Here is a 22,668-nt window from a genome sequence, read left to right as displayed (position 1 = left end):
GCCCTTATCTTTTCTGCAGTTTGGAAATGAATCAGCTTGACCTGCTCCTCGCTCTACAAGGATGAGGATCCCTGACGCCTCAGGGAGACGTCTCACATAGTCTCACATACAGGTAGTCTTCAAATCCATTTTCCTATTGGGCTATCCTTTCGCTTGGGATTTGCCCTTGATGCGATCCAACTCAGCTTGCAATTCGGCGATCTTCTGGCGCAAACGGGCCGCTTCTGAAAGTTCGATGGCCGTGCCTGCCTCGCCCTCGGCATTGCTAATGTCGTCGATGGTGATCTTGCGGGGACCGGCAGTTTGTCTGTCTTCTCCCTTGCGGTTGGCGTTGGCGGCGATGGCATCCATGTAAGCCCGCGCCTCTTCAGCGGTCATCGCCCCCCGCTCCACCAGCTCGTCCACCAAAGCTTGCGCCTGCTTGCGCAACTCCATCAGACGGATACTCGCTTTGCTGGCCACCTTGGCAGCATTATCCGCCGCCACAGCCGCCAAACCCATGCCGAAGTAAAAGGCTTTTTGAGCCCAGTTGGCGAGGGGATTGTCTGTTTCGGACATAGTGTAATGCGCTGCTAGGGCAAGGAGGAGAGAACCCAGCAGAGAGAAGTAGGGCTGCAAAGGGCGACCCGGGTTGACGCGCCTGCTCAGAGCATCCCGTGGTGCTGCTATCTTCCGATCCTGACACGGTTTGGGCGTCGGAGCTGCACGGACCCAGGTCTTCCAGTAGCCTAGCATTTTTCCCCTCTGCCCTGCTCGGCTTTCTTGGGCAACAGATGGGTTTCTCAGGGGGCTAGGGAGTTTCAGGCGGCTGCAGATAAACAGGGATCCGCTCTACGGCTGTATCGCTGCGCTGCACCTCCTGTTCCTGAACTTGAGGAAGGGTTACCGGCAGGGTAACCGGTTGAGCAACAAAACAACTGGCCACGGGCAGCGCTTGCTCCAGTTCGTCCAGAGGGCGGGGGATCACTGCCACCGCGTGCAATTCCCCAATGCGCTCTGCTTCGTACATGCCGGCATCGATGGCAATGGCCACGTTGGCTACCGTGCCGCGAATAATGGCCGTACACAAACCATCCCCGATGGTTTCATAGGCCGCCAGTTGGACATCCGCCGTTTTGAGCATGACATCGGCAGCCCCCACCATCGCCGGGAAGCCGCGAGTTTCCAGCAGGCCCACGGCCAAGTTGCTGAGGCGGCTATAGCCGCGGTTTTGCGCCAGTTGAGACAGCTTGCTGCTAATCGGCAGTACCACTTCCAAGTTGGGCAGGGGGCGCGGGATCACCAAACTGGAGATCTCCTCTTGGTCAAACTGGCGGGCCAGCTCAATGCCCTCCTCAATGGCAATGCGCACATCGGCAATTCCCCCCCGCACAATGGCTGTGCAGTAGCCCCCCGAGGTTTTCTCAAAGCCGATCAGCGTCACGCCTGCCGATTTGGTCATGGCGTCAGCAATGCGCACAATGACCGGAAAGCTGCGCGTCTGAATCAGGCCCAGAGAGGTTGACATCGGCATCCTAACCACTCATGCCAGTTTAGCCATTAGAGCCGGCCATCCCCAGAGGAGAGCACCTGTCGATAGGGATAAATCTTGCTCAAGAGGCGATCCAATTCCGAATGGCCAGGGATCCCGTTGAGGTTGCGCGTTTTGGTCCTTGGGGAACCGGACTTTTCTTGGGTTTGCTCGGCAGCTTCCTGCCAACGGCGGGTTTGCTTTTCAACATTGGCCACCGGAGAACTGGGTGGGGGAGACGGCTCAGGCGACATCTCTGGAGCCATTTCCACTGCCGCCGGCGAGGGCTCTGCCGGGATGGGCTTGCTGCCGCCCGCCTCCTGGAGATCGAAACCATAGGTGGGATCCCCGAGCAGCGAGCCGGGGGGAATGACTGCTTGGCTGAGCACCGAACAATTCAGCACTGTGGTTTCTGAGCCGATGCAGGCGTTTTTGCCGATGGTGCCCTGCCCGATCACCAGCACCCCCATTCCCAAGGTTGCTCCCGCCTCCACGATGAGGGATCCCCCACAGGCGTGCAGAACGGATCCCATGCCGATACACGCGCCGCGCCCGATGTGAATTCGACAGCCGGGGTTGGCCCGCAGCAGCACCCCTGCCCCAATCCCCGCCCCGGCTTCCACCTGTACCTCACCACTGACAAAATAGCGAGTTTCGTCGTTCTGGCCAGGCAAGGCGCGGAGCGTCATGGAGTTGGGCAAAGTAGAGGCCAACAAAGTGCTCCTCATCGCTGGGGGGTTGGGCTTGAACCAACAGAGGTCAAAAAAAGCTGGGATCCCTCAAGGGGTTTGGATGATCTGCTCCAGCACTCGCCGTTTGGCTTTTGGGTCAATACCCAGCAGGCGGACGTATTCGCCGCGATGTTCCTCCAGACAGGCTTCCAGAGCTGCCACCACTTGCGGCACTTGGGTGGCCTCGATGGGGCTACAGCTTTGCCAAGAAGAGGTGCGAAAACGGCGCTTGTCCGCATGTTCGGTGCCGATGCGGTAGCCTTGGCTGAGCAACTGCTGCACCTGAGCCACCACCTCGGCATTGAGGCGGGTGCCAGAAGGGGATCCCTTGGGGGCAGAAGCAGGAGCCGCGGCAGCAGCAGCAGATTTTACGCTAGGGGTTTGGATGATGCGCTCATAGACCCGCCGTTTGCCTTTGGGATCGATCCCCAGCAGGCGCACATATTCTCCCTGGTGCTCCGCCAGGGCAGCCGTCAGCTTAGCCAACACCTCTGGCCCGCGGGTGGCGCGAATGGCCGGCCCACTCTGCCAGGAAGAGGTTTTGAAGCGGCGCTCGTCGGCATATTCGTAGCCAATGCGGTAGCCTTGGGCCAGCAGCCGATGCACCTCCTCCTGCACCTCCAGATCCAGGCCGGCACTGCCCCCTGCCGCAGGAGCCGTATCTGCCACCACGCCGGTTCCCGCAGGACTGCTGCTCACCTGGCCTTGCGGGGTTTGAATGACCTTCTCCAGCACCCGCCGTTTGCCTTTGGGATCGATCCCCAGCAGGCGCACATATTCTCCCTGGTGCTCTGCTAGGGCAGCCTGAACAGCGGCCAGGATCTCCTGCGGCTGACCGCTCAAATTGCCTAAGGTCTGCCAAGAAGAGGTGCGGTAGCGGCGGGCATCGGCCACCTCCAGGCCAACGCGATACCCCTGCGCCAACAAAGTCCGGATCTCCTCCTCCAGCCCTGAGCCAGAGCGAGAGCCGACCGCCCCAGAACCCGGAGCAGCGGCTGCCGAGACGCGGCTGGGCATCCCAGAGACCAGCGCCGGCCCATCGGGGGTTTGGATGATCTGCTCCAGCACCCGCCGTTTAGCCTTGGGATCGATCCCCAGCAGGCGCACATATTCCCCTTGGTGTTCTGCCAGGATGGCCCCCAATGACTGCACCACCTCCGCCTCGTGGGTGCTGGTGATTGGGCTTTCGCTTTGCCAGGAAGAGGTTTTGAAGCGGCGAGCATCGGCATATTCCAGCCCCACGCGATAGCCTTGGGCCAGCAGGGCGCGAATTTGCTCCACCACCTCCGGCTTGAGAGGGGATCCGCCGCCGTTCCGGCCATTGCCGCGATGGGAAGAATGAGTCATGGGTGCCGTCTCCGTAGCCGTTGAGTTAGAGGTGCGCTGCAGTTCGTTGCGGATGGGAGCGATACAGACGAGGTTTTCGCTGCACTGGTAGCCCTCTCGCAGGGCTTGGTTGATGCCGATCACGTGTTGGGCAAACTTGGCATCGCTATCCTGGACGTCGGGCAGCCGGTCGGCCTCGGCCTGGGTGGTGATGATGGATCCAGAAGGCACATACTTGCCTGGGGGGATCTCCACATCCTGGATCAGGCAATGCAACATGATGATGCAGCCATCCCCAACCCGAGCGTTGAACACCGTCGAGCGGAAGCCAATAAAGCAGTCGTTGCCCACGTAGGCCGGCCCGTGGATCAGAGCCATGTGGGCAATGGAAGTGTTTCTGCCGATCCAAACGGAGTAGGGTTGGCCGTCTTCTCCTATCACCCGCCCCTGTTCCAGGCCGTGGATGACCACCCCATCCTGAATGTTGGATCTGGCGCCAATGTGGAAGGGGGATCCCTCGTCAGCGCGAATGGAAGTTCCCGGGGCGATCAGCACCTCCGCTTCCACCCGCACATCCCCAATGAGGTTGGAGAAAGAATGCACGTAGGCTGTGGGATCGATCTTGGGCTCCGCCAGTCGGCGAGACCAGGGCGTTGGCGGTGCAGCATAGGTGTGAGCAGGCATAACCGTGAGCCTCTAGAACGCAGTAGGGCGGACAAGGGCAGCAAGAGAGATGAGAAGGGAAGGGATCCCAGCTAGCGTTGATCGCGCTTGTTGTAGAGAGAGCGACCGCCAACGCTGACCGTATCGATAATCGCCATCACCACCGCATCCAGCGGGCGAGTCTGGTTTCCTTGCGGCTGGCGAGCGGCACTGCCTTGGCTAACCAGCACCCACTCGTCAATGCCGGCCCCCACCGGATCGGCAGCCACAGCGTAATCGGGTTGCGGCTGGCCCTCGAGATCGACGTACTGCACCAACAAAAACTTCACGCCCGTCAAGCTGGGATCCTTTTGAGTGCTGGTGACGGTGCCCCGCACAATGGCAATACGCATCAGGGACGGGTGAAGGGACGGATGGCATTTACCCCTTCGCGGAACTGAGCCACATCCTCGGTGTAGCGAATGGGCAACACGTACTCCAGGTTCTCGTGGGGACGGGCGATAATGTGCCAAGACAACAACTGGCCGCCGTTCACCCGCTTCACCGAGTCAATGCCGGCAGCCACCGAGGCTTGCACCTCCGAGACATCCCCCCGCACGATCACGGTGACCCGACCGCTGCTGATTTTCTCGTAACCCACCAGGGTAACGCGGGCTGCCTTGACCATGGCGTCGGCAGCTTCTACCACTGCCGGGAAGCCCAGGGTTTCGATCATTCCAACTGCAATAGCCATAGGTACTCCTTACGCTGAAAGTGAAAGTGGGGTGCGAACTTTCTGGGGTGCGAACTTTACTGAAGTGGGGACTAGGTGCGGAACTGCTCTACCGCCTCGGTATAGCGGATGGGCAACACAAACTCCAGGTTCTCGTGGGGACGGGCAATGATGTGGTGGGAGAGAATCTCACCCCCGCTCACCCGCTTGGCAGACTCCAAACCGGCAGCCACCGAGGCTTGCACCTCCGAGACATCCCCCCGCACGATCACGGTGACCCGACCGCTGCCGATTTTCTCGTAACCCACCAGGGTAACGCGGGCTGCTTTGACCATGGCGTCGGCAGCTTCTACCACTGCCGGGAACCCGCGGGTTTCGATCATTCCAACTGCAATAGGCATATCAACTCTCCACTTTTGAACACACTCAGTTCCTGAACGCTGTCGAACCCAGCAACAAGGCAAATTGATCTCGCTTATTGGGTTCGCTCATGCAATCTCCTTTCGATTTCATCAGAGAGATCCTCTGCCCAAATCTCGATTGACAGCTTTTCCCGGCGACACCTACCCCAGCCACCAGAGACCCCCCTCTGAGGGGAGAAGGCTCTGAGCCACAGACCTCCGACTGAAGTCAGAACAGGTTGTAGGAGCCATCAGGGTTAACCGCAACTGTCACTCAGGCGGGCAAAGCTGCCAGCTCTGAGCTAAGTCCACATCTTTCTTGTACAAAATCGATCATACAAAATTGACTAGGACAGCTCAGAGAAGGGATCCCCGACTTAACAAAATGATATCCCCACTCAATCCTGGACGAAAATCAATATTTTTAATTAGCACGATAGCTTTTTATTAAGAGAGGCAAAATTGTTATCAATTCAAAAATAATTCTTGACATCTTTTCAACTTTCACCGCTCATCGACTCCTGGATCATCGGCGCAGTGAGGGGGGCACTTCCAGGCCGTGGGCTTCCATGAGGTCGGCTTGGCCCATCAGGTGGGCTGGGGATCCCTGGGCCCAGATCCGACCTTGATCCAACAGGATGACCTGATCGCACACCTCCAGGATCAGCTCCAGATCGTGGGAAGCCAGCAGAAAAGTGTGGGCGGCCTGTTGCAAAAAAACTATCAACCGGCGCCGGGCTCGCAAATCGAGGTTGGCCGTCGGCTCATCGTAGAGCACCAACTGGGGCTGCATCGCCAGGATCCCGGCAATGGCGACCATGCGCTTTTCCCCACCGGAGAGGTGATGGGGGGGACGATCGGCCAAATGGAGGGTGCCGGTCATCTGCAGGGCGGCCTGAACGGCAGCCGCAATCTCCGCCTCAGGACGGGCCAAATTGCGCAGTCCGAAGGCCACATCTTCGGCCACCGATGGGGCAAACAGTTGGTCGTTGGGATCCTGAAACACCAACCCCACCTCAGGGCGAAACTGGCCGGGCCGCAGCGGCTGGCCAAACAAACTCACCTGGCCAGAGCAGGGGGGCAACAGGCCGCAGAGGGTGAGGAACAGGGTAGTTTTACCCGCGCCATTGGGGCCGATCACCCCCAGATGTTGCCCAACCTCGACCCGTAGATCCAGCCCTTGCAGCACCGGCGGATGACCGGGATAAGCTGTCCACAATTGGTTCACCTCCACCGCCGGCACCGGGTTCATAGCAAAGCTAGGGCATTCGCAGGTCTTTCCAGCGCTCCTGGGTGGCCGTGGGGGTAAGTTGCAAGGTGGGCACACTGGGGCTGGTCAGGTCAATGTGGACGATGTCGTCGGGCGTACACTCGCAGTAGCGGCGCAGATCCCGCATTTGGTTGAGGGTCTGAATTTGCAAGGGCAAGCGGTCGGAAATCGGCCCCAGGTAGACGTTGCCCAGCTCAGTATGCAGGGTAATTCCCGCTCCAGATTGCCAATCCACTGCCCTGATCTGAATTTCAGACTGCTGTAAAGCCCTGAGCAACAGCGCCCATTGCTCTGGGGTGTGGTTCTCCCAGCCCAGCAGCTCCAGCTCAGGCCAAGACTTGGGGGAACGGTAGGGATCGGGAGACAGCCAGTTGCCCTGGACATCCACCCAGCCCAGTTGGTTGCCCCATCGCGCGCGCGCCACAGGTTGCCGTTCCCGCACCTGGACGATGACACCCACCGGCAGCAGCCGCCGCTGCACCTGGACGCTTTCGATGGGAGAGGGGCGGGTCGGGGATCCCAGCAAAGCCCTTTCCAAAACAGCCGGTTGCACCTGCCAAATGTTGAGGGGATACTGCAGGGGCAATTGTGCCCGTATCCAGGCGGGATCGACCCAGTGGGCACCCTTTACCTGAATCTGTTCTGGCTGACGAATTTGCCAGTGGGGCTGCCGTAGGCCCAGCACCAGCAGCGTCAGGAGGGCTATCGAACTGGTCAAGCGCCAGGATCCCTGCCAAAACCGGCTGCGCCGTTGCCGACGCAAAAGCCGCCTGCGCTGCAAAAGTTGTTCACGGGTGGGAGCAGCCAGAAGCGCCATGGCTCCCCCTTCACCCCATCACAGGGTGTGGAGATGGGAAGCATTCCCTGCTTCTATTCAACCCGCAATCTCCTGAACTTGATCTGCGCGCAGCCAAACCGTAGGGGTGGGAACAGCCCCAAACTTAATCTGCAGGTAGTCACCTTTGATATCCACGACTTCTCCGGGGGTCTCGAAAACGTAGTTGGGAATAAAAGGATCGCTTGCCTGCGCTTCTAAACTACCCTCCAGTTTCTCGCGGATGGCCCGCACCAGGGTGCCTCGCTTGATTGCCATTGCTCCTCCTCAAGTTCAGTCGCGGATTAGTCGGCTCGATAGCAGTTGTATCACGCCTGCCGCTGCCGTGAAGAAGAAAGCTGGGATCCAGCCTCTGGCTCGGCTCTGACGGGGATCAACCTGAATTTGGCCTATTTGCGTCTCAGGCTGCGGGCCATATTGCGGAAGGTATCCATGTCCGATCCCCCCTGACGGCGTGGGCTTACTCCGCTGCTGCTTGAAGCGGAGGATCCCTGCTCAGCAGCAGTTTCAGGAGTTTTGGCTTGCTCTGTGGACAACTTAACTTTGCTGAGGGAAGAGACCTGCTCCACCACCTCCACCTTCTCCTTGCTGCCGAAATCCTGGAAGGTGTGCTTCACGATCCTGGGGGTGCGCATATACTCGATGTTGCCAAGGGTTTTGGCTTCATCTGGGTCGAGAAAAAAAGTATTGTCGTTTTTCGCTTTCTTTGGGGTTGGCTTAGCAACAGTTTCCGGTGAGGACGTGGCCGCAGCTTTGCCGCGCGAGCCGAACAAGCGCTTGAAGATGCCTACCATGGTCGTTTTGCCTGCAATGGGAAGGAAGTTGAGCCGGATCCCTAGGCACTGATATTGGCCACCCGCCCTTGGCAAGGTGAGGGCCAGGCCCGGTCATGAAATAATGTTAAGCCAACTTAGAGCATCCTGCCCTCCGGGGCAGAAGGGTTTCTGGATCCCGCACCTCAGAGGGAGAGAGTTTCAACCTCTGGCAAAGGGTTTGGCCGATGGCAATGTAACTCATCCCCAAAGCATCTCAGGATCAGGAAGTTCAGGGATCCCTGTAGCCGACTGCCATACAACGTAGCCGACTGCCATACAACCTTCTGGCCGAGAAATTGGCTTACGCTCGCTCCTCTCTTCTAGAGAGCCAGAGGAGTTTCCTCATACGCTAGATGCGTTGTCTTAGCTAGCAGTGGCTATATGGCTATACAGTGAAGTAAGAAGTCCAAAAACTCACTCCAGGCTCAGATAAGTAAAAACTGCAGTATGAAGCTGTGCCTCCAGATCGGCCTGGTAAGAAAACCTTACTGCTGCACTTTTGAGGTGTAGTGTACTTCAACCCTGAGAGGAGCGCCCAGGTTCAAGGCAGTGCCAATACACCGGGCCAAGATTTGAATGTTAAGCCGCTGATCCGTCGATTCTAAACTTGTTGCAAGCCGACTCTTGCTTGGACCAACTACGGGTGAACGCTGTACGCTCATCTTAACAGACTCCCTATTTTGGTGAGGGCTGAACAACCAACTGACTTTCAGGTGATGTTATTGAGGAATCTCAAAGGAATACCGACCAGCAGCATCCAAGAACCTGCTCTTTGAGATTAGGATGATTTGCCCTTCTTGTGCATCGACAACCCTACGGATTTGTTAGGCAAGACACTCTTGGACTTTAAGGGATCCCACGGAAAAAGAATCTCTACTTTGCGAAACTTTGCGAAGCACTTTTGGGTAGAGATGAGGACGACCCGGAAAACTGGCTCTCGGTTCCCTGCGCACGCTCACCAACCGCCAAAACATCCTGCCCCAACTGGCCGGGGATCCAGCCGCATCGGATTGCCTGGCAACAGGGTTGCCGTAGGTTTCTGGAAGAGCTGTGCTGTTTGGCGGGTTCGGTCTGCCGCGGCTCCCTGTAAAGGATGGATGTTGCCGCCCCGCAGTTGGGCATTGCTCTATTCTGGGATGAGCCCTCTTATAATGAGCATTGGGAATTCAACTGTCCCTGCTGCCCATCCGCCTGGCTGGGTGCTCTTCGTAACCTGGAAAGGGGCAACCGAGCCGCAAAGTCTGGGATAACTGCTGTTACGTTTTGAGAGGAATCCATGTCTCTAGTTTTCAACCTGGTGAAGCGTTTGCAGCTCATCCTGCTCAGCCTTGTGGTTGGGGGGGTAGCTGTGGCGCTCTTGTCCAACCCTGCTGCTGCCGAGACCTACATTGTCAAAATGGGATCCGACAAAGCCCAGTTGGTCTACGATCCGCCTTCTCTCACCATCAACCAAGGGGATACCGTTCAGTGGGTGAACAACAAGGTCTACCCCCACAATGTTGTCTTCGACAAGGTGCCCGGTGGAGATGCGGCTTTGGCGGCCAAACTCTCCCACAAGGCACTGCTCACTGCTCCTAAGCAGGTGGTGGAGTCGGCTTTTGTTGATGTTCCTCCAGGTGAGTACACCTACTACTGCACGCCCCACCGTGGGGCCGGAATGGTCGGCAAGATCATCGTGAACGGCTAAATCCACACCCCAAGTGCTGAACTTCTAGGGATCCCACTTTTGGTTTTGCCTTGCTGGACAGGGATCCCTGCCTTTAGCATAAAAGTTAGCCCTCTCAGGAGTGGGAGGGCTTTTTGGCGAATGAATACGCATTCGACCGGCTTGCCCTGTACTGCGCAAGTGTAGTTCTCAAACGGGTTCTCTATGACCACCAGCGTTAAAGGTTACCTGCTCTTGGCCGTTTCCTGCCTCAGCGCCATTGCTGCTGTTGGCTCAATTTTCGAGTTGGCTTCTGGCGAGCCGGATTTTGGCGTCGGCCCCACCAGCATCATCTTGGTTGTCGCTGCTCCATTGGCTGTTTGGCTGTTTCAGGCTGCGGTTGGAGCGGCACGAGCCGGCAATACTGCCGGGAAGGGAAGCAAAAAGAAAAAATGAGGAGACGGTGAGAACCCTGAGCAAATGGATATGGGGTCAGCAGGTTTGCTTCAAAGAGACTTCTGACTCCCTCTCGATTTCAGTCAGTTGGTGAAACTCCGGCAAGAGCTCCCGTTTCTGCACGGCTCCGAGCGCCGATTCCAAGCCGGCGGTAGCTAGGGTACAACTGGAGCCAGAACCATTCAGTACGGTCTCGGTAACCTGTCCGTTTTTGTCGATCCGATATTCCACTTTGATGTATTCAGGCATCGGCACTCCACTTGTTACCGAACAACAACGGGTTCTTCCCCATTCTAGTTCTTGCTTCCTTTTCCTGGGCTAGATCTGGCTGGGCTCTATGGCTTCTGCTCGTCCCCTCTTCCAGGCTGCCAAAAGGGATCCCGGGATCCGGCGAGACCTCGGCTTGGGCGTGGGGGCATTGGTGTGTGTGGTGCTGATCGGCACCCTCTGGTACCACGGGGTGGAGCAGTGGCCTTGGGTGGAAGCTTTTTACATGACCGTTATCACCCTGACCACTGTTGGCTTTATGGAGGTGGGGCCGCTGGGGGATCGGGGGCGTTTGTTTACGGTGGCCTTGATCCTGATGGGGGTCTTGAGCATTGGGTTCATGGTGAATCGCTTTACAGAGGCCCTCATCCAGGGACATTTTCAGGAAGGGATCCGGCAGCGGAAATGGAAGAAACAGATGGAAGCGCTGAACAACCACTACATCATTTGCGGTTTCGGGCGCATTGGGCGGCAGGTGGCCCAAGAGTTTCGAGCAGAAGGGGTGCCATTTTTGGTGATCGATCAGTCTGCTGAGGCGATTCAGGTGGCTCAAGAGCTGGGATATGTGGCTCTCCAGGGGGATAGTACTCTGGATGCCACTTTGCTGGAAGCGCGGGTGCAACAGGCGGAGGGACTGATTGCCGCCCTATCTTCCGATGCCGAGAACCTCTACGTGGTCTTGTCGGCCCGCACCCTGAACCCCCGCATTCGCACCATTGCCCGCGCCAATACGGAGGAGGCTTTGCAAAAACTGCAGCGGGCGGGCGTTGCCCATGCCATTTCTCCCTACATCACGGGCGGAAAACGCATGGCGGCGGCTGCCTTACGCCCCCGGGTTGTGGACTTTGTGGATGGCATCCTTGTCGGTCGGGATCGCACTTTTTACCTAGAGGAGTACGAGCTGGCAGCCCAAGAATGTCCTTATGTCGGGCAAACCCTACGGAAAGCCGATTTGCGCAACCGATCCGGAGCTTTAGTGGTGGCGATTCGACGGGCGGATGGCCAGTTGATTGGTGGCCCCAGCGGAGAAACCCTGTTGCAGCCGGGGGATCTGCTGTTGTGCATGGGCACTGCAGAGCAGTTGCGTCGGCTTGGACAGTTGCTCTATCCACGCCCGTAGCAGCCCGTTCTCCACCTGGGTAGCCTGGCTCAAATCCGCCTCAGGATACTGGGGCCGTGAGAGTCGGTGCCGCAGGTTTTCAAAAGTCCGTAGGCCTCGGCCAACTCTTCCGCTTTCTCCGTCACTTCTGGGCTAGGGATCCAAATCTCCGGGTTTTTGTAGGCGTAGTAGACCTCAAGGCCATCTATTCCCAACTCCGCTGCTGCTGGGACGATTTCCTCTGCAGGCAGGCAATAGCGAAAGGGATGGGCCAACACCGCCAAGCCTCCTGCCGCTTGAATGGCCTGGATCGCGTCGGCGGCGGGCAAGCCGGGAACCTGCTCCCCTTGGGTAAAGGGATCCAGGACACCATCGGTGGGATCGAAGCCGTAGCCGAGAATATGCACTTCACAGCCCAACAGGTTGGCTGTGATCTCGATCCCCGGCCACAGGATGGGGTCGTCGGGACGATCCAGGTGGGCGCGGGCTCGCTCGTAGCCCTTCAAGGTGTGGTGATCGGTGATGGCCAGTCCCTTCAGACCGTGCCGGCGTGCTTGCTCCGCCAGATCCACGGGATCCATCTGCCCATCCGAACAACGAGTGTGTAGGTGAAAGTTGTACTGCAAGGGACAAGAACGAGGGCCAACCCCCTGTAGCACCTGCCGCAACTCCCCAGCAGAAGGCACCACGCAGGGATCCCGTTCCAAGCTGACAACCATAGCCACCCTTGGGTTCTGAAGTTTTATTAAGCATGTCCCCCCATTGTAGCCAGGGGCAAGGGTCAGTGCTATGGGTCAAAGGCCGCTGAGCTGAGGGTTCAGAAGCCGTGGGCCAATACTTCCTCAGCAGCACGAGTTCCCGCCCCTGGGGTGAAGTCGCTGTAGCCCACGGTGTGTAAAGCTGACTCCAGAGCAGCCAAGGTCATCAGCACATCGCGGTCACTCACAAAGCCCAAATGGCCAATGCGGAAGATTTTGCCCTTGAGGTGGTCTTGTCCAGCGGCAAGGGCGATGTCGAAGTGTTTCTTCAAGGTGCTGCGGATGGTGTCAGCGTTGATCCCTTCGGGAGCGAGTACAGCTGTTACCGAAGGACTGGCCGCTGACTCTGGATCAACCAAGAGCTTTAGCCCCAGAGCCTTGACGCCAGCACGGGTGGCCTGGGCCAGCTTGGCATGACGCCGGTAGATGGCTTCCAACCCTTCTGCGCGCATCATGCGCAGGGTAACCTGCAGGGCGTAAAACAGGTTCACCGCCGGTGTAAAGGGAGTGGTGCCTTGGCGCAGGGCCTTTTGCGCCAGCTTAAAGCTCCAGTAGTACTTGGGAAACCTAGAGCGCTCCGTAGCGGCCATGGCCCGCGGGCTGACGGCCACAAATCCCAGCCCTGGTGGGATCATATAGCCCTTCTGGGATCCCGAGGCCACCACATCCAAGCCCCATTCGTCCATTAACACCGGCATTGCCCCCACGCTGGTGACCCCATCCACCAGGACGAGGGCTTCCCCGTGCTCGCGGGCAGCAGCAGCAATGGCTTGGACATCGTTGGCTACGCCGCTAGAAGTCTCCGAGTGGGTGAGGATGACGGCTTTGATGGTTTTTTCCCGGTCGGCAGCCAGCTTTTCTTGGAAGATCTCGACGGGGTAAGGGATCCCCCAGGGGGTTTCCACCCGCTCACACTGAAGGCCAAACTGCTCGGACATTTCCGCCCAGCGCTCCCCAAACTTGCCGTTCACCCCCACCAAAACCCGATCCCCAGGGCTGAGGGTGTTGAGGATCCCGGCTTCCATGGCACCAGTGCCACTGGCGGAAAAGACAAACACATCGGAGGTGGTTTGGTGCAGCCAGCGCAACCCATCGGTGACCTCTTCCAAAATGGCGGTGAACTCTTTGCTGCGGTGCTCGATGGGCCCCCGTGCCATCGCCAGCAGAGCACTCTCGGGAACGGGAGTGGGGCCGGGGATCATCAATATCAGCTTGTCTTTCATGCTTGCCCTGCTTGGGATGCAAGTAAGGTTTAAAAGGTGGCGGCCAGATTCGAACTGGCGCATAGAGGTTTTGCAGACCTCTGCCTTACCACTTGGCTACGCCACCCCATTGCTCAACTGGGCGCAGATATTGTATCCGAAAAGGGGATCCCCCTTCCAGTAACTAAAAGTAGCAGTTCCCAGCTCAGCTAGGCCTCAACCCTTTCTTCCTGCACCTTTAACAGACGGGATCCCAGCAGGCGCTGCAGCCAAGGAGCCAGAAACTTGCGGTTGGCCATTTGCTGCTGGGGATCCTGAGTTTCCAGAGGGAAGGGGGCAAGAGCCCGCAGGGCGGCAGTGATAACACAGAACATGGCCTTTTGGAAGCTAAGGCAGATTTTCACCCGCAGGTCATCATCCCCGCGAGGCTGGCGGCGGTAGTGCTCTCGCAAGTAGGGGGGCAGGTGGCGCATCATATCCTGCATCAACAGGGTAGGCGGGATCCCAGCGCTGCCTACCGGAAGCGGATCGGCGTAGAGGGCGCCGTAGGCAAAGTCAGCCTGCTCAGCCGGGATCTGGTGGGCCTGGGCGTTGTAGGAAACCGTGCCCATAAAGGGAAAGGAGCGGAAAAACACCGCTTCCACATAGGGGATAGCCGTATCTGATAGGAAAGTCAGACCCGCCGAGAGAGGGATGATCTCGTAGCGGCGGCCCCAGATGCAGGGAGCGTAGGTGATAGGCTTGTCGGCAGCTGCCACCAACCCCTGCTGGATGTGAGCCACCACGTCGGGAATGGTGAGGTGGGGTTCTGTCTCAGAGCGCTTGGCCAGCGCCAGGAAAATATCGCTCATCACCCGCCAAAACTGGCCCAAGCCGCTGTACATAGCCAGCATGCGCACCTGTTCTAGAGCAAAGTCGGGAAACAAGATCCCCAAGCCCTGCAAGAAGGGATTGAAGCGGATTTTGGCCCGGATGGCTCTCTTAGCCCGCTCGACAAATTCAGGGGTATCCAGGTAGCGGTCTAGCCCCCCTCCCCCATGCCAGAGCATGGCCTTCATGCAGTATTCGGCAAACTCGTAGTTGATGCGGTCATGCCACAGGTAGCGCAGCCATTTGCCCAGGGTAATCTCGCCGTTGAAATACTTGAACGCCGGAAAAAGCTCCAAAAATTGGTGGTCGGCAATAAAGATCAAATTGCGCGAATAGGCATCCAGCACCTCGCCGTAGCTATGCAGGATGCCAATGACCTCTAGGCGATTGGCAGGGGCATCCGGCACAAGGGCTCCCCCTGCCTCTAGGCGCTGGACAATAGGAGCCAGTTGCAGTTGCTCCAGAGGAGATAAGCCGGCCAGAAAGAAGCAGGAAGGAGCAGGAGCAAGAGTGGCAGTCATGGGAGCAAAAGAAACTCCGTCGATCTCATCAAATCATCAAAAGGAAGACAACCCAAACTGAAAGGCAGTGACCAGTCCTGCAACACCAGCTAGGTTAGCCTTGGCCAAGGCCAAGGTGGTGGACTCCACCCAGCGGGTTGCCCAGCTAGGCTGCAGGCCCAGTAACACCACCAGCGTTGCCAAAACAACAGCAGGCAGGCGCTCTTCAGTGGCGTGGCGTTGCATGGCTATGGCCACTTGCGAGAGGCGCCCAAAAAAGACACGGTTCACCATCAGCAGAAAATAGGCCGCCGTCAATCCCGTCCCCACCATGCACAGGAGCGTTTGCAGGGGAAAGACGGCAAAGCTGCCCCGAAAGAGGGTGAACTCAGCTATAAAGCCCACCATGCCCGGTGTGCCGCCACTGGCCATCACCCCTAGCACCATCAAGCTGCCAATAAGCGGTAAGCCTCGCTCCGGGTTGAGCAATCCCCGCAGCAGCTTGAGATCCCGTGTGCCGGTGTTGGCATAGACGGCTCCCACCAGAAGAAACAGCAGCGAGGAGATGAGGCCATGGCTGACCATCTGAAAGATGGATCCCACCAGGGAGAGGGGAGTGGCTGCTGCTACAGCCAAGAGGATGTAGCCCATGTGGGCAATGGAGCTGTAGGCCACCAGCTTTTTCATATCCTGCTGCACCAAGGCGTTCAGGGATCCATAGAGCACGTTAACCACCGCCCAACCGGCCAGCCAAGGCCCGGCTTGATCCCAGGCATCCGGCAAGAGCTGCAGGCCAAAGCGCACCAGGCCGTAGGTGCCCAACTTCAAAAGCAAACCCGCCAGCAACACGGAAATGGGGGTGGAAGCCTCCACATGGGCATCCGGCAACCAGGTGTGGAAGGGCACCAAGGGGATCTTGATGGCCAGGCCCAGCAGAATGGGAATGAGCAAAAGGATCTGCGACAGCCGAGGTAAAGGGTGGGCCTGCAGGACGGTGTAGGTAAAGCTGTGGGCATCGCTCAGCCAACTGAGGCCGAAAAAGCCAATCAAGAGGAGGATCCCCGACAGAGCGGTGTAAACCAAAAACTTGGTGGCGGCATAGGTGCGGCGCGGCCCTCCCCAGATGGCGATGAGCAAATACAGGGGGATCAGCTCCACTTCATAGAACAGGAAAAACAGCAGCAAATTCTGAGCCAAAAAAGCTCCGGCCACCGCTGCCGCCAGCATAAGCACCAAGCTGTAGTAGAGGCGGGGCCGCTCCACCTGGCCGCTGGCCCAAATGGCCATCAGCACCAGCAGCCCGGTCATCACCACCAAAGGCAGAGAGATCCCATCCACTCCCACCTCATAAACCAAGCCCAACTGGGGGATCCAGGCCATCCTTTCCGCCAATTGCAGGGATCCAAGGTGGGGGTCAAAGATCAGCAACAGCCCCGCGCTCAGGCCAAACAAAACCCACCCAAACCCCAAGGCCAAAGCCCGGTGCAAGCCCTTCCCCGCCTGCTCGGGAATCAACCCAATCAAGATGCTCCCCAACAACGGGATCCCAATCAAAAGGCTCAACATGGCTCTCTCCCATCAATAGGCCAACCCCAAATGGGGCGAACGCAGTAGCCAAGCTGTAACCAACACCATCCCGATGACAATCACCAGCACATAGAGTTGCATCCGCCCCGACAGGGTGTACTTGAGGGCTTCGCCGCTGAAGAAAAAGGCCAGGCTCACCCCGTTCACCAAGCCGTCCACTCCGTTGCGATCCAGCCACTCCAATCCGCGGGAGAGGGCGCTGACCGGTTGCACCACCAGGGCTTGGTAGAGGTGCCCCGTGTAAAAGTCGTGGGCCAGCAGATCCTGCAACTCCGGCCAGGGCAGATATACCCTCCGTTGGTCCCCCCAGTACAGCCAGCCGCCAATGGCTGCCCCCACCAGCCCAGCAGCCGTCAGCAGAGCCGCCATCCACCTCAGCTGCGGGTTCCAGTCGGGATAGAGCCCCCAGCGCCCCAACAGCCAGGGCATGAGCAAGGTTTGCACCGTCAGGATGCCCATGGGCAGAGCCATCAGCCAGCCCACCTCAGGGGCCCGGCGGGTTTTGGGTTGAGGGGATCCCAAAAAGACCAGGCCAAACACCCGCGCCAGGTTGAGAGCCGTCAGCCCATTCACCAGCAGCAGCACCCCCACCAGAGCCGGCTGCACCCCGCTGTAGACCAGCGCCAGGCGGGTCAGCGTCCAAAAGCACCCTAGGGGCAGCAGAGCCACCATCCCCAGGGATCCCACCGCAAAGGCGGCAACTGTGGCCGGCATACGGCTGCGCAACCCTCCCAATTCCGTCAGGTTTTGGGTAGAGGTGGTGTAGATGAGGGATCCCACCCCCATAAACAGCAGCGCCTTAGCCAAGCCGTGCATGAGCAGCAGCTCCAGGGCCAAATCCGGCTGCTGCATCCCCACTGCCATAAACACCAACCCCAAGTAGGCGCTGGTGGAATAGGAAAAGGTGCGCTTGAGGTCAATTTGCGCCAAGGCCACCAGGGATCCGCCCAAGGCTGTGATCGTGCCGATGGCCACCAAGACCCCATCTGTAACTGGCGACAGGGCCAGTAGCGGTTGCAGCTTAATCAGCACAAAAGCCCCGCAGGCCACCACTGCCGAATTGCGCAAAATCGAAGCCGGGTTGGGCGCTTCCATCGCCTCATCCAGCCACAGGTGCAGCGGAAACTGGGCGCATTTCCCCAAAGGCCCTGCAATCAAAGCCAACCCCATCAAAGCCGCCCAAGCCGGATCCAAGCTGGCCGTAGCCGCCCAGTCCCGCAGGCCGGAAAAGGTCAAGGCCCCAGAAAAGTTGGAAATTGCCACCACCCCCATCAGCAGCAACAGATCCCCTACCCGCTTGGTTAAAAACGCATCCCGCGCCGCCGTCACCACCAGAGGCTGGGCGTACCAAAAGCCCACCAGCAAATAGGTGGAAAGGGTGAGCATCTCCAGCAGGGCATAGCTGAAAAACAGCGAGTCGCTGAGGGCGATCCCTGTCATTCCCCCCTCGAAAAAGCCCATTAGAGCGGCAAAGCGACCCAGGCCCCAGTCCTTATCCAAATACCCCAGCGCATAGATCTGGGCCAGCAGGCTCAAACCGCTGATCCAGACGACGGCCCCCATTGTCAGAGGCGAGATCTCCAAAGACAGAGTCAAATCCAGATCGGCCACCCGAAACCAGAGGTAGTTCAAGATCTGGGGATCCCGACCCCAAACCTGCCGCAACAGCCAAAGGCCATGGGCAAAGGCGGCAAAAGTCAGAAGGATGTTGAGGTAAGCTGCCGGACGCGGGCCACTGCCCTTGACCCACCCCGTTGCCCAGGGAATGGCCAAAGCTGTTCCCGCCCACCCATAGCAAGGGATCCACCAACTGCTCTCCAACCCCAAAAGGTTTGACATCATTAAATGCTAAATAAAACGGAAAACTGGATCCAACGGAAATCAGTCAGGCTTTTGAATCGCTCGTTCTCTATTTCACGATATACCTGGCTCGAACGGTTCCAAAACCGGGCCGGATGGCTTGAGCCAATCTCGAAGTTGAGCGGCAATGCGCCGGGCGGCCCCTGGGGATCCCATGCGGCGGCGTCCATGGGCCCGCAACTCAGCCGCGTAGTTGGGATCGGCGGCCAGGCGTTCCAGAATCCGGCCAACCACGGCGGGAGCCTGCTCCACTGAGGTCAGGTGGACGGCGGATCCCAAAAGACGGGTCTGCGCTTCAGCAAAGCGCGGGGTAAACTGGGGCCCTTCTCCCGGCAGGGTCACCACCGGTTTTCCCAAGCCCACACATTGCTCGGTGGCCGTTCCCGCCATGGCCAGCACCACCGTTGCTCGTTGGGCACAGGCCCCGAAGTCCCCCCAAACCAGAAGTACATCGCTGCGCTGAGATGGGATCCGAGCCTGAAGCGGGTCTCGCTCCAGGTTGGGGCTGAGGGCAGCATAGACTTGCAGCTCCGTTGGGAGCCGCTCCACCACCTGCATCATCAGAGCCCAGTTGCGATAGGCTTCCGGCGGACGGGATCCGGGCAAGAGCAGCAAGGCCGGCCGGTGGGGATCCAAAGGCAATGCCCCGCGTGGCTCCAGGCCATCCATCATCGGGTTACCCAGGTAGAAGGCCCTCAGGCCCCGTTTTTGCAAAGCTGTAGCCGTCAGCTCATCCCGCAAAAAAGAACCCAGGCAGCGTCGGTGGGCCATCAGCCAGCGCTCCCAGGGCAGGTAATCGGAAACCGGCTGCCCAAAAGGGATCCAGGGGCGTCGGTAGGGCCCCCGTTCATCTCGCCAGTAATAGTCCGACTTGGCCGTGCCCACAAAGGCGTAGGGGATCCCACTCCACCACGCCATCAGCAAGGGCACAATATCCCCCACCGCCAGCACCAGGTTCCTCTGGGCTGCTGCCCGCCGAACCAACGCCAATTGCCGCCCCGTCAGCCCCAGCAAACCGGCCCGCAAATCCCGCCACAACTGCCGCCAATCCTGATAAATAAACCCCCCCGACGGCATCACCTGGGCAATGGGCAGCAGGGGGATCCCTTGGCGTTGGTAGGCTGTCCCTTCTCCCACAATCGGCAAGGCTTGCACCGGGATCCCCAGTTGGACTAGGGCAACAGCAAGGCGACTGCCCACCTCATCTTCCCCGTGTCCATTGCTCAGACACAGCACCTGCGGTGGATTCGTTGGATTCCATTGGGTTTCCACAGCTTGCCGTAGGCGCAATCTGGGCTGAATCAAGAGGGATCCCCCAGCTCACCAGAAATCTCCTCATAGAATAGAGCCAATCCAAGAGGGGAACCCGGGAGATGATCCGAAATGAGCGACAACGAGCCGAGCTTATTGCAGCGGTAGAAGCCCTTCAGCTGGAAGGCCCCTACTTTATAGAAGAGCGCCTCACCCGCCATCGCGGCCCTTTCTTGCGGGCAGTGAAAGATGTGCCTGTAGGGGGAACTTGGTGGGAGATCCGCTACTTTCCCGCCTGCGAGCGCTATGCTTGGGCCTACTTGCCGGAAGGGGCCGGCCCACGGGCCTTCGCCTGGGGACACACGCCGCAGCAAGCCTTTCTTAACGCCTTATGGCATCACCCTCTTTCTCCTCAGGGCCAAGGACAGCCTCAGGGAAACCATTCCGATTTACAGTGAATTGACTACTCTCCACCCTACTGACTTGCTTCCGGCTAAGGGTAGGACGGGGCTTTAGGCGCATTTTTTTGGTAAAAATTAAGCAACTCTCTTCCCACGTATAGGGAACATGAAACCCCAGGCCGTCGCCCGTATTCTGGATGCCAACCTCGATCGAGCTCGTGAAGGACTACGGGTATTGGAAGAATGGTTTCGTTTCGGCCTGGAAGAGGGAGAGCTCTCTGCCGAATGCAAGGCCATGCGCCAAGCCCTAGCCCGCTGGCACAGCGATCCCCTGCGTTTGGCCCGCGATACCCCCGCCGATCCAGGCACCCAGATCTCCCACCCCCAAGAGGAGCAACGGCGGGATCTCCGCCACCTCTTGCAAGCCAATTGCAGCCGTGTGCAAGAAGCCCTGCGGGTGTTAGAAGAATACGGCAAGTTGGCCGAATCCCACCACTGGGTGGCCCCTGGCCTGGCCAAGCTGGCCAAAGACATGCGCTATCGGCTCTACGTCTTGGAAAGTGAACTGCTGGGCGGATCCCTGCGGCAGCGTCTCCTGGCAGCCCATCTTTATTTGGTGACCAGCCCTGTGCCCCACTGGCTAGAGGTGGTGGAAAAATCCCTGCGGGGCGGGGTGACCCTGGTGCAATATCGCCGCAAAAACCTCCCCGACGGCGAGATGCTGCGGGATCTCAAACAGCTGCGGCAGCTGTGCGACCGCTACCAGGCGCTGATGATCGTCAACGACCGGGTGGACTTGGCTCTGGTCAGCCAGGCAGATGGGGTACACCTGGGCCAGACGGATCTGCCGGTCGCCCAAGCTCGGCACCTCCTGGGATCCCAGCGGCTCATTGGCCTGTCCACCACCAACGCCGAAGAGCTGGCCCAAGCCCTGAACAGCGGCGTGGACTACATTGGCGTCGGCCCCGTTTACCCCACCCCCACCAAAGCGGAGAAACCCCCTGCCGGCCTGGAGTACGTGAGCCTGGCTGCCGAGAAAGCCCACCTGCCCTGGTTTGCCATCGGCGGCATCGATCCCCACAACCTGCCCGAGGTGCGTCGAGCTGGGGCCACCCGTGTAGCTGTGGTGCGGGCTTTGATGGAAGCTGCCGATCCCACCCAGACAGCCCGCACCATGCTGGCCGAACTGCAAGGGATCCCTGCCCTATCCTAAAGATCAACCGTGAAGCTCAACCGTGAGCATTTTGCTGCTTATTGGCTGTTCCAATCCAAATGGTTTGTAAACTACCCGACTCCGACCGCTAAGCGGTACGGAGCGGGCTTTCAGTAGCCCTGGGCCTGCTCTGCTCTACCAGAGAACAAAACAGGCCCGAACCTCTAGGCTGGTTTACAGCAGCCCCCAAGAGCGCAATCACATTCGCACCATTCAAATCCGCATCCCCTTCCCATCCACAGTGCCCACACTTGAACGACTTGCCACTGCGGTAGGACTTACCCTGCTCAGGGTGGATGTGTAAGCACCGGTGGCAGGTCTGCGACGTGTAAGCAGGCGGAACAAGAATCAAAGCAACCCCTGCACGCAGAGCCTTGTACTCCAAAAATTGACGGAGTTGATAAAACGCCCAACTATTTGCCCGCCTACGCTCTGTCTTGCTGCGTGGCTGTTGATTGACCCTTTCCCGAATCCCTGTCAAGTCTTCCAGGGCGATAGCGCTGTTGGTAGCCTTTGCCCTAGAGACAATAGCTTTGGAGATGCGATGATTGACCCACGTTTGAAAGCGTCTCTCCTTGCCAGACAGCCGTTGCAGCAGTTGACGGCATCTGCGCCGCGAACTGCGTGTGCCCTTACTGGCTTTGCGTTGGAGTGCCGCCCTCAGTCGGGAGTAGTGGTCGCGGACTCTGTTCAGCTGCTGTCCATTCCAGTTGTCCCCCTCTGACGTATGGGCAATATCCGTCCTTCCCAAGTCCACCCCGATCACCTTGTCGGTATCTTGTTGCTTGGGTGGCTTTTCCTCTACGCAAATCTGGATGTAGTAGGAGCCATCTTTCCGCTTGACCAGGGTGGCAGATTTTGGGTTGGAACCAGCCAGCATCCCACGCTGGTAGTTGCCAATGGCCAGTTCAAAGCGTTCTCTCCCTTCCACCGTGGTCAGCGACACCGTCCAGTCTTTCTCGCGAAATGAGAAGATACGTGCATCGTAGGTAACGAACCTACGCTTGAACTCTTTAACCGGACGGTTGCGCTGTCTCGCCACTTTGCGGGCGCCGGCCACCCGTCTGCAGACCTGTTGGGCCAAGTTGCTAGACAAGCCGAATCGGGCGCGAATCTCGTAGTAGCAAAGGGATTGCAGTTTGACCGCATTGACGATCTTCTCCGGCGTGTTCTGGTTGACCCAGTTCAGTGCCTGCACAAAGGCATCTATCGTCGCGTCCAATTTAGCGGCTTGCGACTGGGACACCTTGAGCTTGCAGGATATGGTCAGGACTTGGCTCATAAGTTCATTGTACT

The 22,668-nt window shown here is 58.7% G+C and carries 24 protein-coding genes, 1 tRNA gene and 1 other RNA gene; 5 read left to right on the top strand and 21 right to left on the bottom strand.

The annotated features are described in order from the left end of the window. Positions 1 to 141: 141 nt before the first annotated feature. From ACVWXE_RS01695 to ACVWXE_RS01640, 12 genes are all read right to left on the bottom strand, one after another. Positions 142 to 558 carry a hypothetical protein gene (locus ACVWXE_RS01695; RefSeq protein WP_457489426.1) on the bottom strand — a complete coding sequence of 139 codons (417 nt, stop codon included), beginning with the start codon at positions 556 to 558 and terminating at the stop codon, positions 142 to 144. Positions 559 to 620: 62 nt separating this feature from the next. After that, an RNA gene (gene ffs / locus ACVWXE_RS01690) (signal recognition particle sRNA small type) lies at positions 621 to 718 on the bottom strand. Between the two features lie 72 nt (positions 719 to 790). Further along, positions 791 to 1,507, bottom strand: a complete 717-nt coding sequence (locus ACVWXE_RS01685; RefSeq protein ID WP_457489425.1) for a carbon dioxide-concentrating mechanism protein CcmK — start codon at positions 1,505 to 1,507, stop codon at positions 791 to 793. 32 nt (positions 1,508 to 1,539) lie between these two features. Continuing rightward, on the bottom strand, positions 1,540 to 2,223 hold the full coding sequence (locus ACVWXE_RS01680; protein ID WP_457489424.1) for a hypothetical protein: 684 nt from the start codon (positions 2,221 to 2,223) through the stop codon (positions 1,540 to 1,542). 66 nt (positions 2,224 to 2,289) lie between these two features. Beyond that, positions 2,290 to 4,251, bottom strand: a complete 1,962-nt coding sequence (locus ACVWXE_RS01675; protein WP_457489423.1) for a ribulose bisphosphate carboxylase small subunit — start codon at positions 4,249 to 4,251, stop codon at positions 2,290 to 2,292. A 71-nt stretch (positions 4,252 to 4,322) separates the two neighbouring features. Beyond that, a complete protein-coding gene (locus tag ACVWXE_RS01670; RefSeq protein WP_011433394.1) occupies positions 4,323 to 4,622 on the bottom strand; it encodes a EutN/CcmL family microcompartment protein in 300 nt (99 codons plus the stop codon). Then, positions 4,622 to 4,963 carry a carbon dioxide-concentrating mechanism protein CcmK gene (locus ACVWXE_RS01665; RefSeq protein ID WP_011433395.1) on the bottom strand — a complete coding sequence of 114 codons (342 nt, stop codon included), beginning with the start codon at positions 4,961 to 4,963 and terminating at the stop codon, positions 4,622 to 4,624. The genes ACVWXE_RS01670 and ACVWXE_RS01665 overlap by 1 nt, the downstream gene beginning before the upstream one ends. 71 nt (positions 4,964 to 5,034) lie before the next feature. Beyond that, complete coding sequence (locus ACVWXE_RS01660; protein ID WP_011430450.1) at positions 5,035 to 5,343, bottom strand: carbon dioxide-concentrating mechanism protein CcmK; 309 nt, start codon at positions 5,341 to 5,343, stop codon at positions 5,035 to 5,037. A gap of 526 nt (positions 5,344 to 5,869) precedes the next feature. Beyond that, the gene (locus tag ACVWXE_RS01655; protein ID WP_414373739.1) at positions 5,870 to 6,595 is read right to left on the bottom strand and encodes an energy-coupling factor ABC transporter ATP-binding protein; all 726 of its coding nucleotides are present in this window, start codon (positions 6,593 to 6,595) and stop codon (positions 5,870 to 5,872) included. Between the two features lie 7 nt (positions 6,596 to 6,602). Beyond that, complete coding sequence (locus ACVWXE_RS01650) at positions 6,603 to 7,430, bottom strand: cell division protein FtsQ/DivIB (protein WP_457489422.1); 828 nt, start codon at positions 7,428 to 7,430, stop codon at positions 6,603 to 6,605. Between the two features lie 57 nt (positions 7,431 to 7,487). Further along, a complete protein-coding gene (gene ndhO, locus ACVWXE_RS01645) occupies positions 7,488 to 7,706 on the bottom strand; it encodes an NAD(P)H-quinone oxidoreductase subunit O (protein WP_414352011.1) in 219 nt (72 codons plus the stop codon). 131 nt (positions 7,707 to 7,837) lie between these two features. Continuing rightward, positions 7,838 to 8,242: a hypothetical protein gene (locus tag ACVWXE_RS01640; protein WP_457489421.1), complete on the bottom strand. Its 405-nt coding sequence runs from the start codon at positions 8,240 to 8,242 to the stop codon at positions 7,838 to 7,840. 1,297 nt (positions 8,243 to 9,539) lie between these two features. Here ACVWXE_RS01640 and petE point away from each other — a divergent pair. Both petE and ACVWXE_RS01630 read left to right on the top strand, forming a co-directional pair. After that, a complete protein-coding gene (petE, locus tag ACVWXE_RS01635; protein WP_414373743.1) occupies positions 9,540 to 9,950 on the top strand; it encodes a plastocyanin in 411 nt (136 codons plus the stop codon). Between the two features lie 183 nt (positions 9,951 to 10,133). Continuing rightward, positions 10,134 to 10,364, top strand: coding sequence for a hypothetical protein (locus ACVWXE_RS01630; protein WP_011433402.1), 231 nt, complete (start codon positions 10,134 to 10,136; stop codon positions 10,362 to 10,364). Between the two features lie 36 nt (positions 10,365 to 10,400). Here the strand turns inward: ACVWXE_RS01630 and ACVWXE_RS01625 are convergent, their stop codons facing one another. Next, entirely contained in the window at positions 10,401 to 10,613 is a 213-nt protein-coding gene (locus ACVWXE_RS01625) for a DUF2997 domain-containing protein (RefSeq protein WP_414421570.1), read from the bottom strand. 88 nt (positions 10,614 to 10,701) lie between these two features. Here ACVWXE_RS01625 and ACVWXE_RS01620 point away from each other — a divergent pair, with 88 nt between their 5' ends. Then, positions 10,702 to 11,751 carry a potassium channel family protein gene (locus ACVWXE_RS01620; RefSeq protein WP_457489420.1) on the top strand — a complete coding sequence of 350 codons (1,050 nt, stop codon included), beginning with the start codon at positions 10,702 to 10,704 and terminating at the stop codon, positions 11,749 to 11,751. 29 nt (positions 11,752 to 11,780) lie between these two features. On the opposite strand, the gene ACVWXE_RS01615 is transcribed toward ACVWXE_RS01620, so the two are convergent. The 7 genes from ACVWXE_RS01615 to ACVWXE_RS01585 form a co-directional block, all read right to left on the bottom strand. Next, entirely contained in the window at positions 11,781 to 12,449 is a 669-nt protein-coding gene (locus ACVWXE_RS01615) for a PHP domain-containing protein (protein WP_414522131.1), read from the bottom strand. Between the two features lie 98 nt (positions 12,450 to 12,547). After that, positions 12,548 to 13,711, bottom strand: a complete 1,164-nt coding sequence (locus tag ACVWXE_RS01610; RefSeq protein WP_414380850.1) for a pyridoxal-phosphate-dependent aminotransferase family protein — start codon at positions 13,709 to 13,711, stop codon at positions 12,548 to 12,550. Positions 13,712 to 13,745: 34 nt separating this feature from the next. Further along, positions 13,746 to 13,817, bottom strand: a tRNA-Cys gene (locus ACVWXE_RS01605). 82 nt (positions 13,818 to 13,899) lie between these two features. Then, on the bottom strand, positions 13,900 to 15,081 hold the full coding sequence (locus ACVWXE_RS01600) for a CO2 hydration protein (RefSeq protein ID WP_457444184.1): 1,182 nt from the start codon (positions 15,079 to 15,081) through the stop codon (positions 13,900 to 13,902). A gap of 36 nt (positions 15,082 to 15,117) precedes the next feature. Next, complete coding sequence (locus tag ACVWXE_RS01595) at positions 15,118 to 16,626, bottom strand: NADH-quinone oxidoreductase subunit M (protein ID WP_414407993.1); 1,509 nt, start codon at positions 16,624 to 16,626, stop codon at positions 15,118 to 15,120. 12 nt (positions 16,627 to 16,638) lie between these two features. Beyond that, complete coding sequence (locus ACVWXE_RS01590) at positions 16,639 to 18,486, bottom strand: NAD(P)H-quinone oxidoreductase subunit F (protein WP_457489419.1); 1,848 nt, start codon at positions 18,484 to 18,486, stop codon at positions 16,639 to 16,641. A 75-nt stretch (positions 18,487 to 18,561) separates the two neighbouring features. After that, positions 18,562 to 19,809 (bottom strand): lipid-A-disaccharide synthase-related protein, encoded by a 1,248-nt coding sequence (locus tag ACVWXE_RS01585; RefSeq protein ID WP_457489452.1) that lies wholly within the window; start codon positions 19,807 to 19,809, stop codon positions 18,562 to 18,564. 71 nt (positions 19,810 to 19,880) lie between these two features. Here ACVWXE_RS01585 and ACVWXE_RS01580 point away from each other — a divergent pair, with 71 nt between their 5' ends. After that, entirely contained in the window at positions 19,881 to 20,216 is a 336-nt protein-coding gene (locus tag ACVWXE_RS01580; protein WP_457385737.1) for a hypothetical protein, read from the top strand. 109 nt (positions 20,217 to 20,325) lie between these two features. After that, positions 20,326 to 21,372, top strand: a complete 1,047-nt coding sequence (locus tag ACVWXE_RS01575; protein ID WP_457489418.1) for a thiamine phosphate synthase — start codon at positions 20,326 to 20,328, stop codon at positions 21,370 to 21,372. 88 nt (positions 21,373 to 21,460) lie between these two features. Here the strand turns inward: ACVWXE_RS01575 and ACVWXE_RS01570 are convergent, their stop codons facing one another. Continuing rightward, the gene (locus tag ACVWXE_RS01570; protein WP_457489451.1) at positions 21,461 to 22,654 is read right to left on the bottom strand and encodes an RNA-guided endonuclease InsQ/TnpB family protein; all 1,194 of its coding nucleotides are present in this window, start codon (positions 22,652 to 22,654) and stop codon (positions 21,461 to 21,463) included. Between the last annotated feature and the right edge of the window lie 14 nt (positions 22,655 to 22,668).

The organism is Thermostichus sp. MS-CIW-41 (assembly GCF_054058915.1).
Note: the sequence above shows the minus strand (reverse complement) of the source record. Positions and strands in the feature narration are given on the sequence as shown.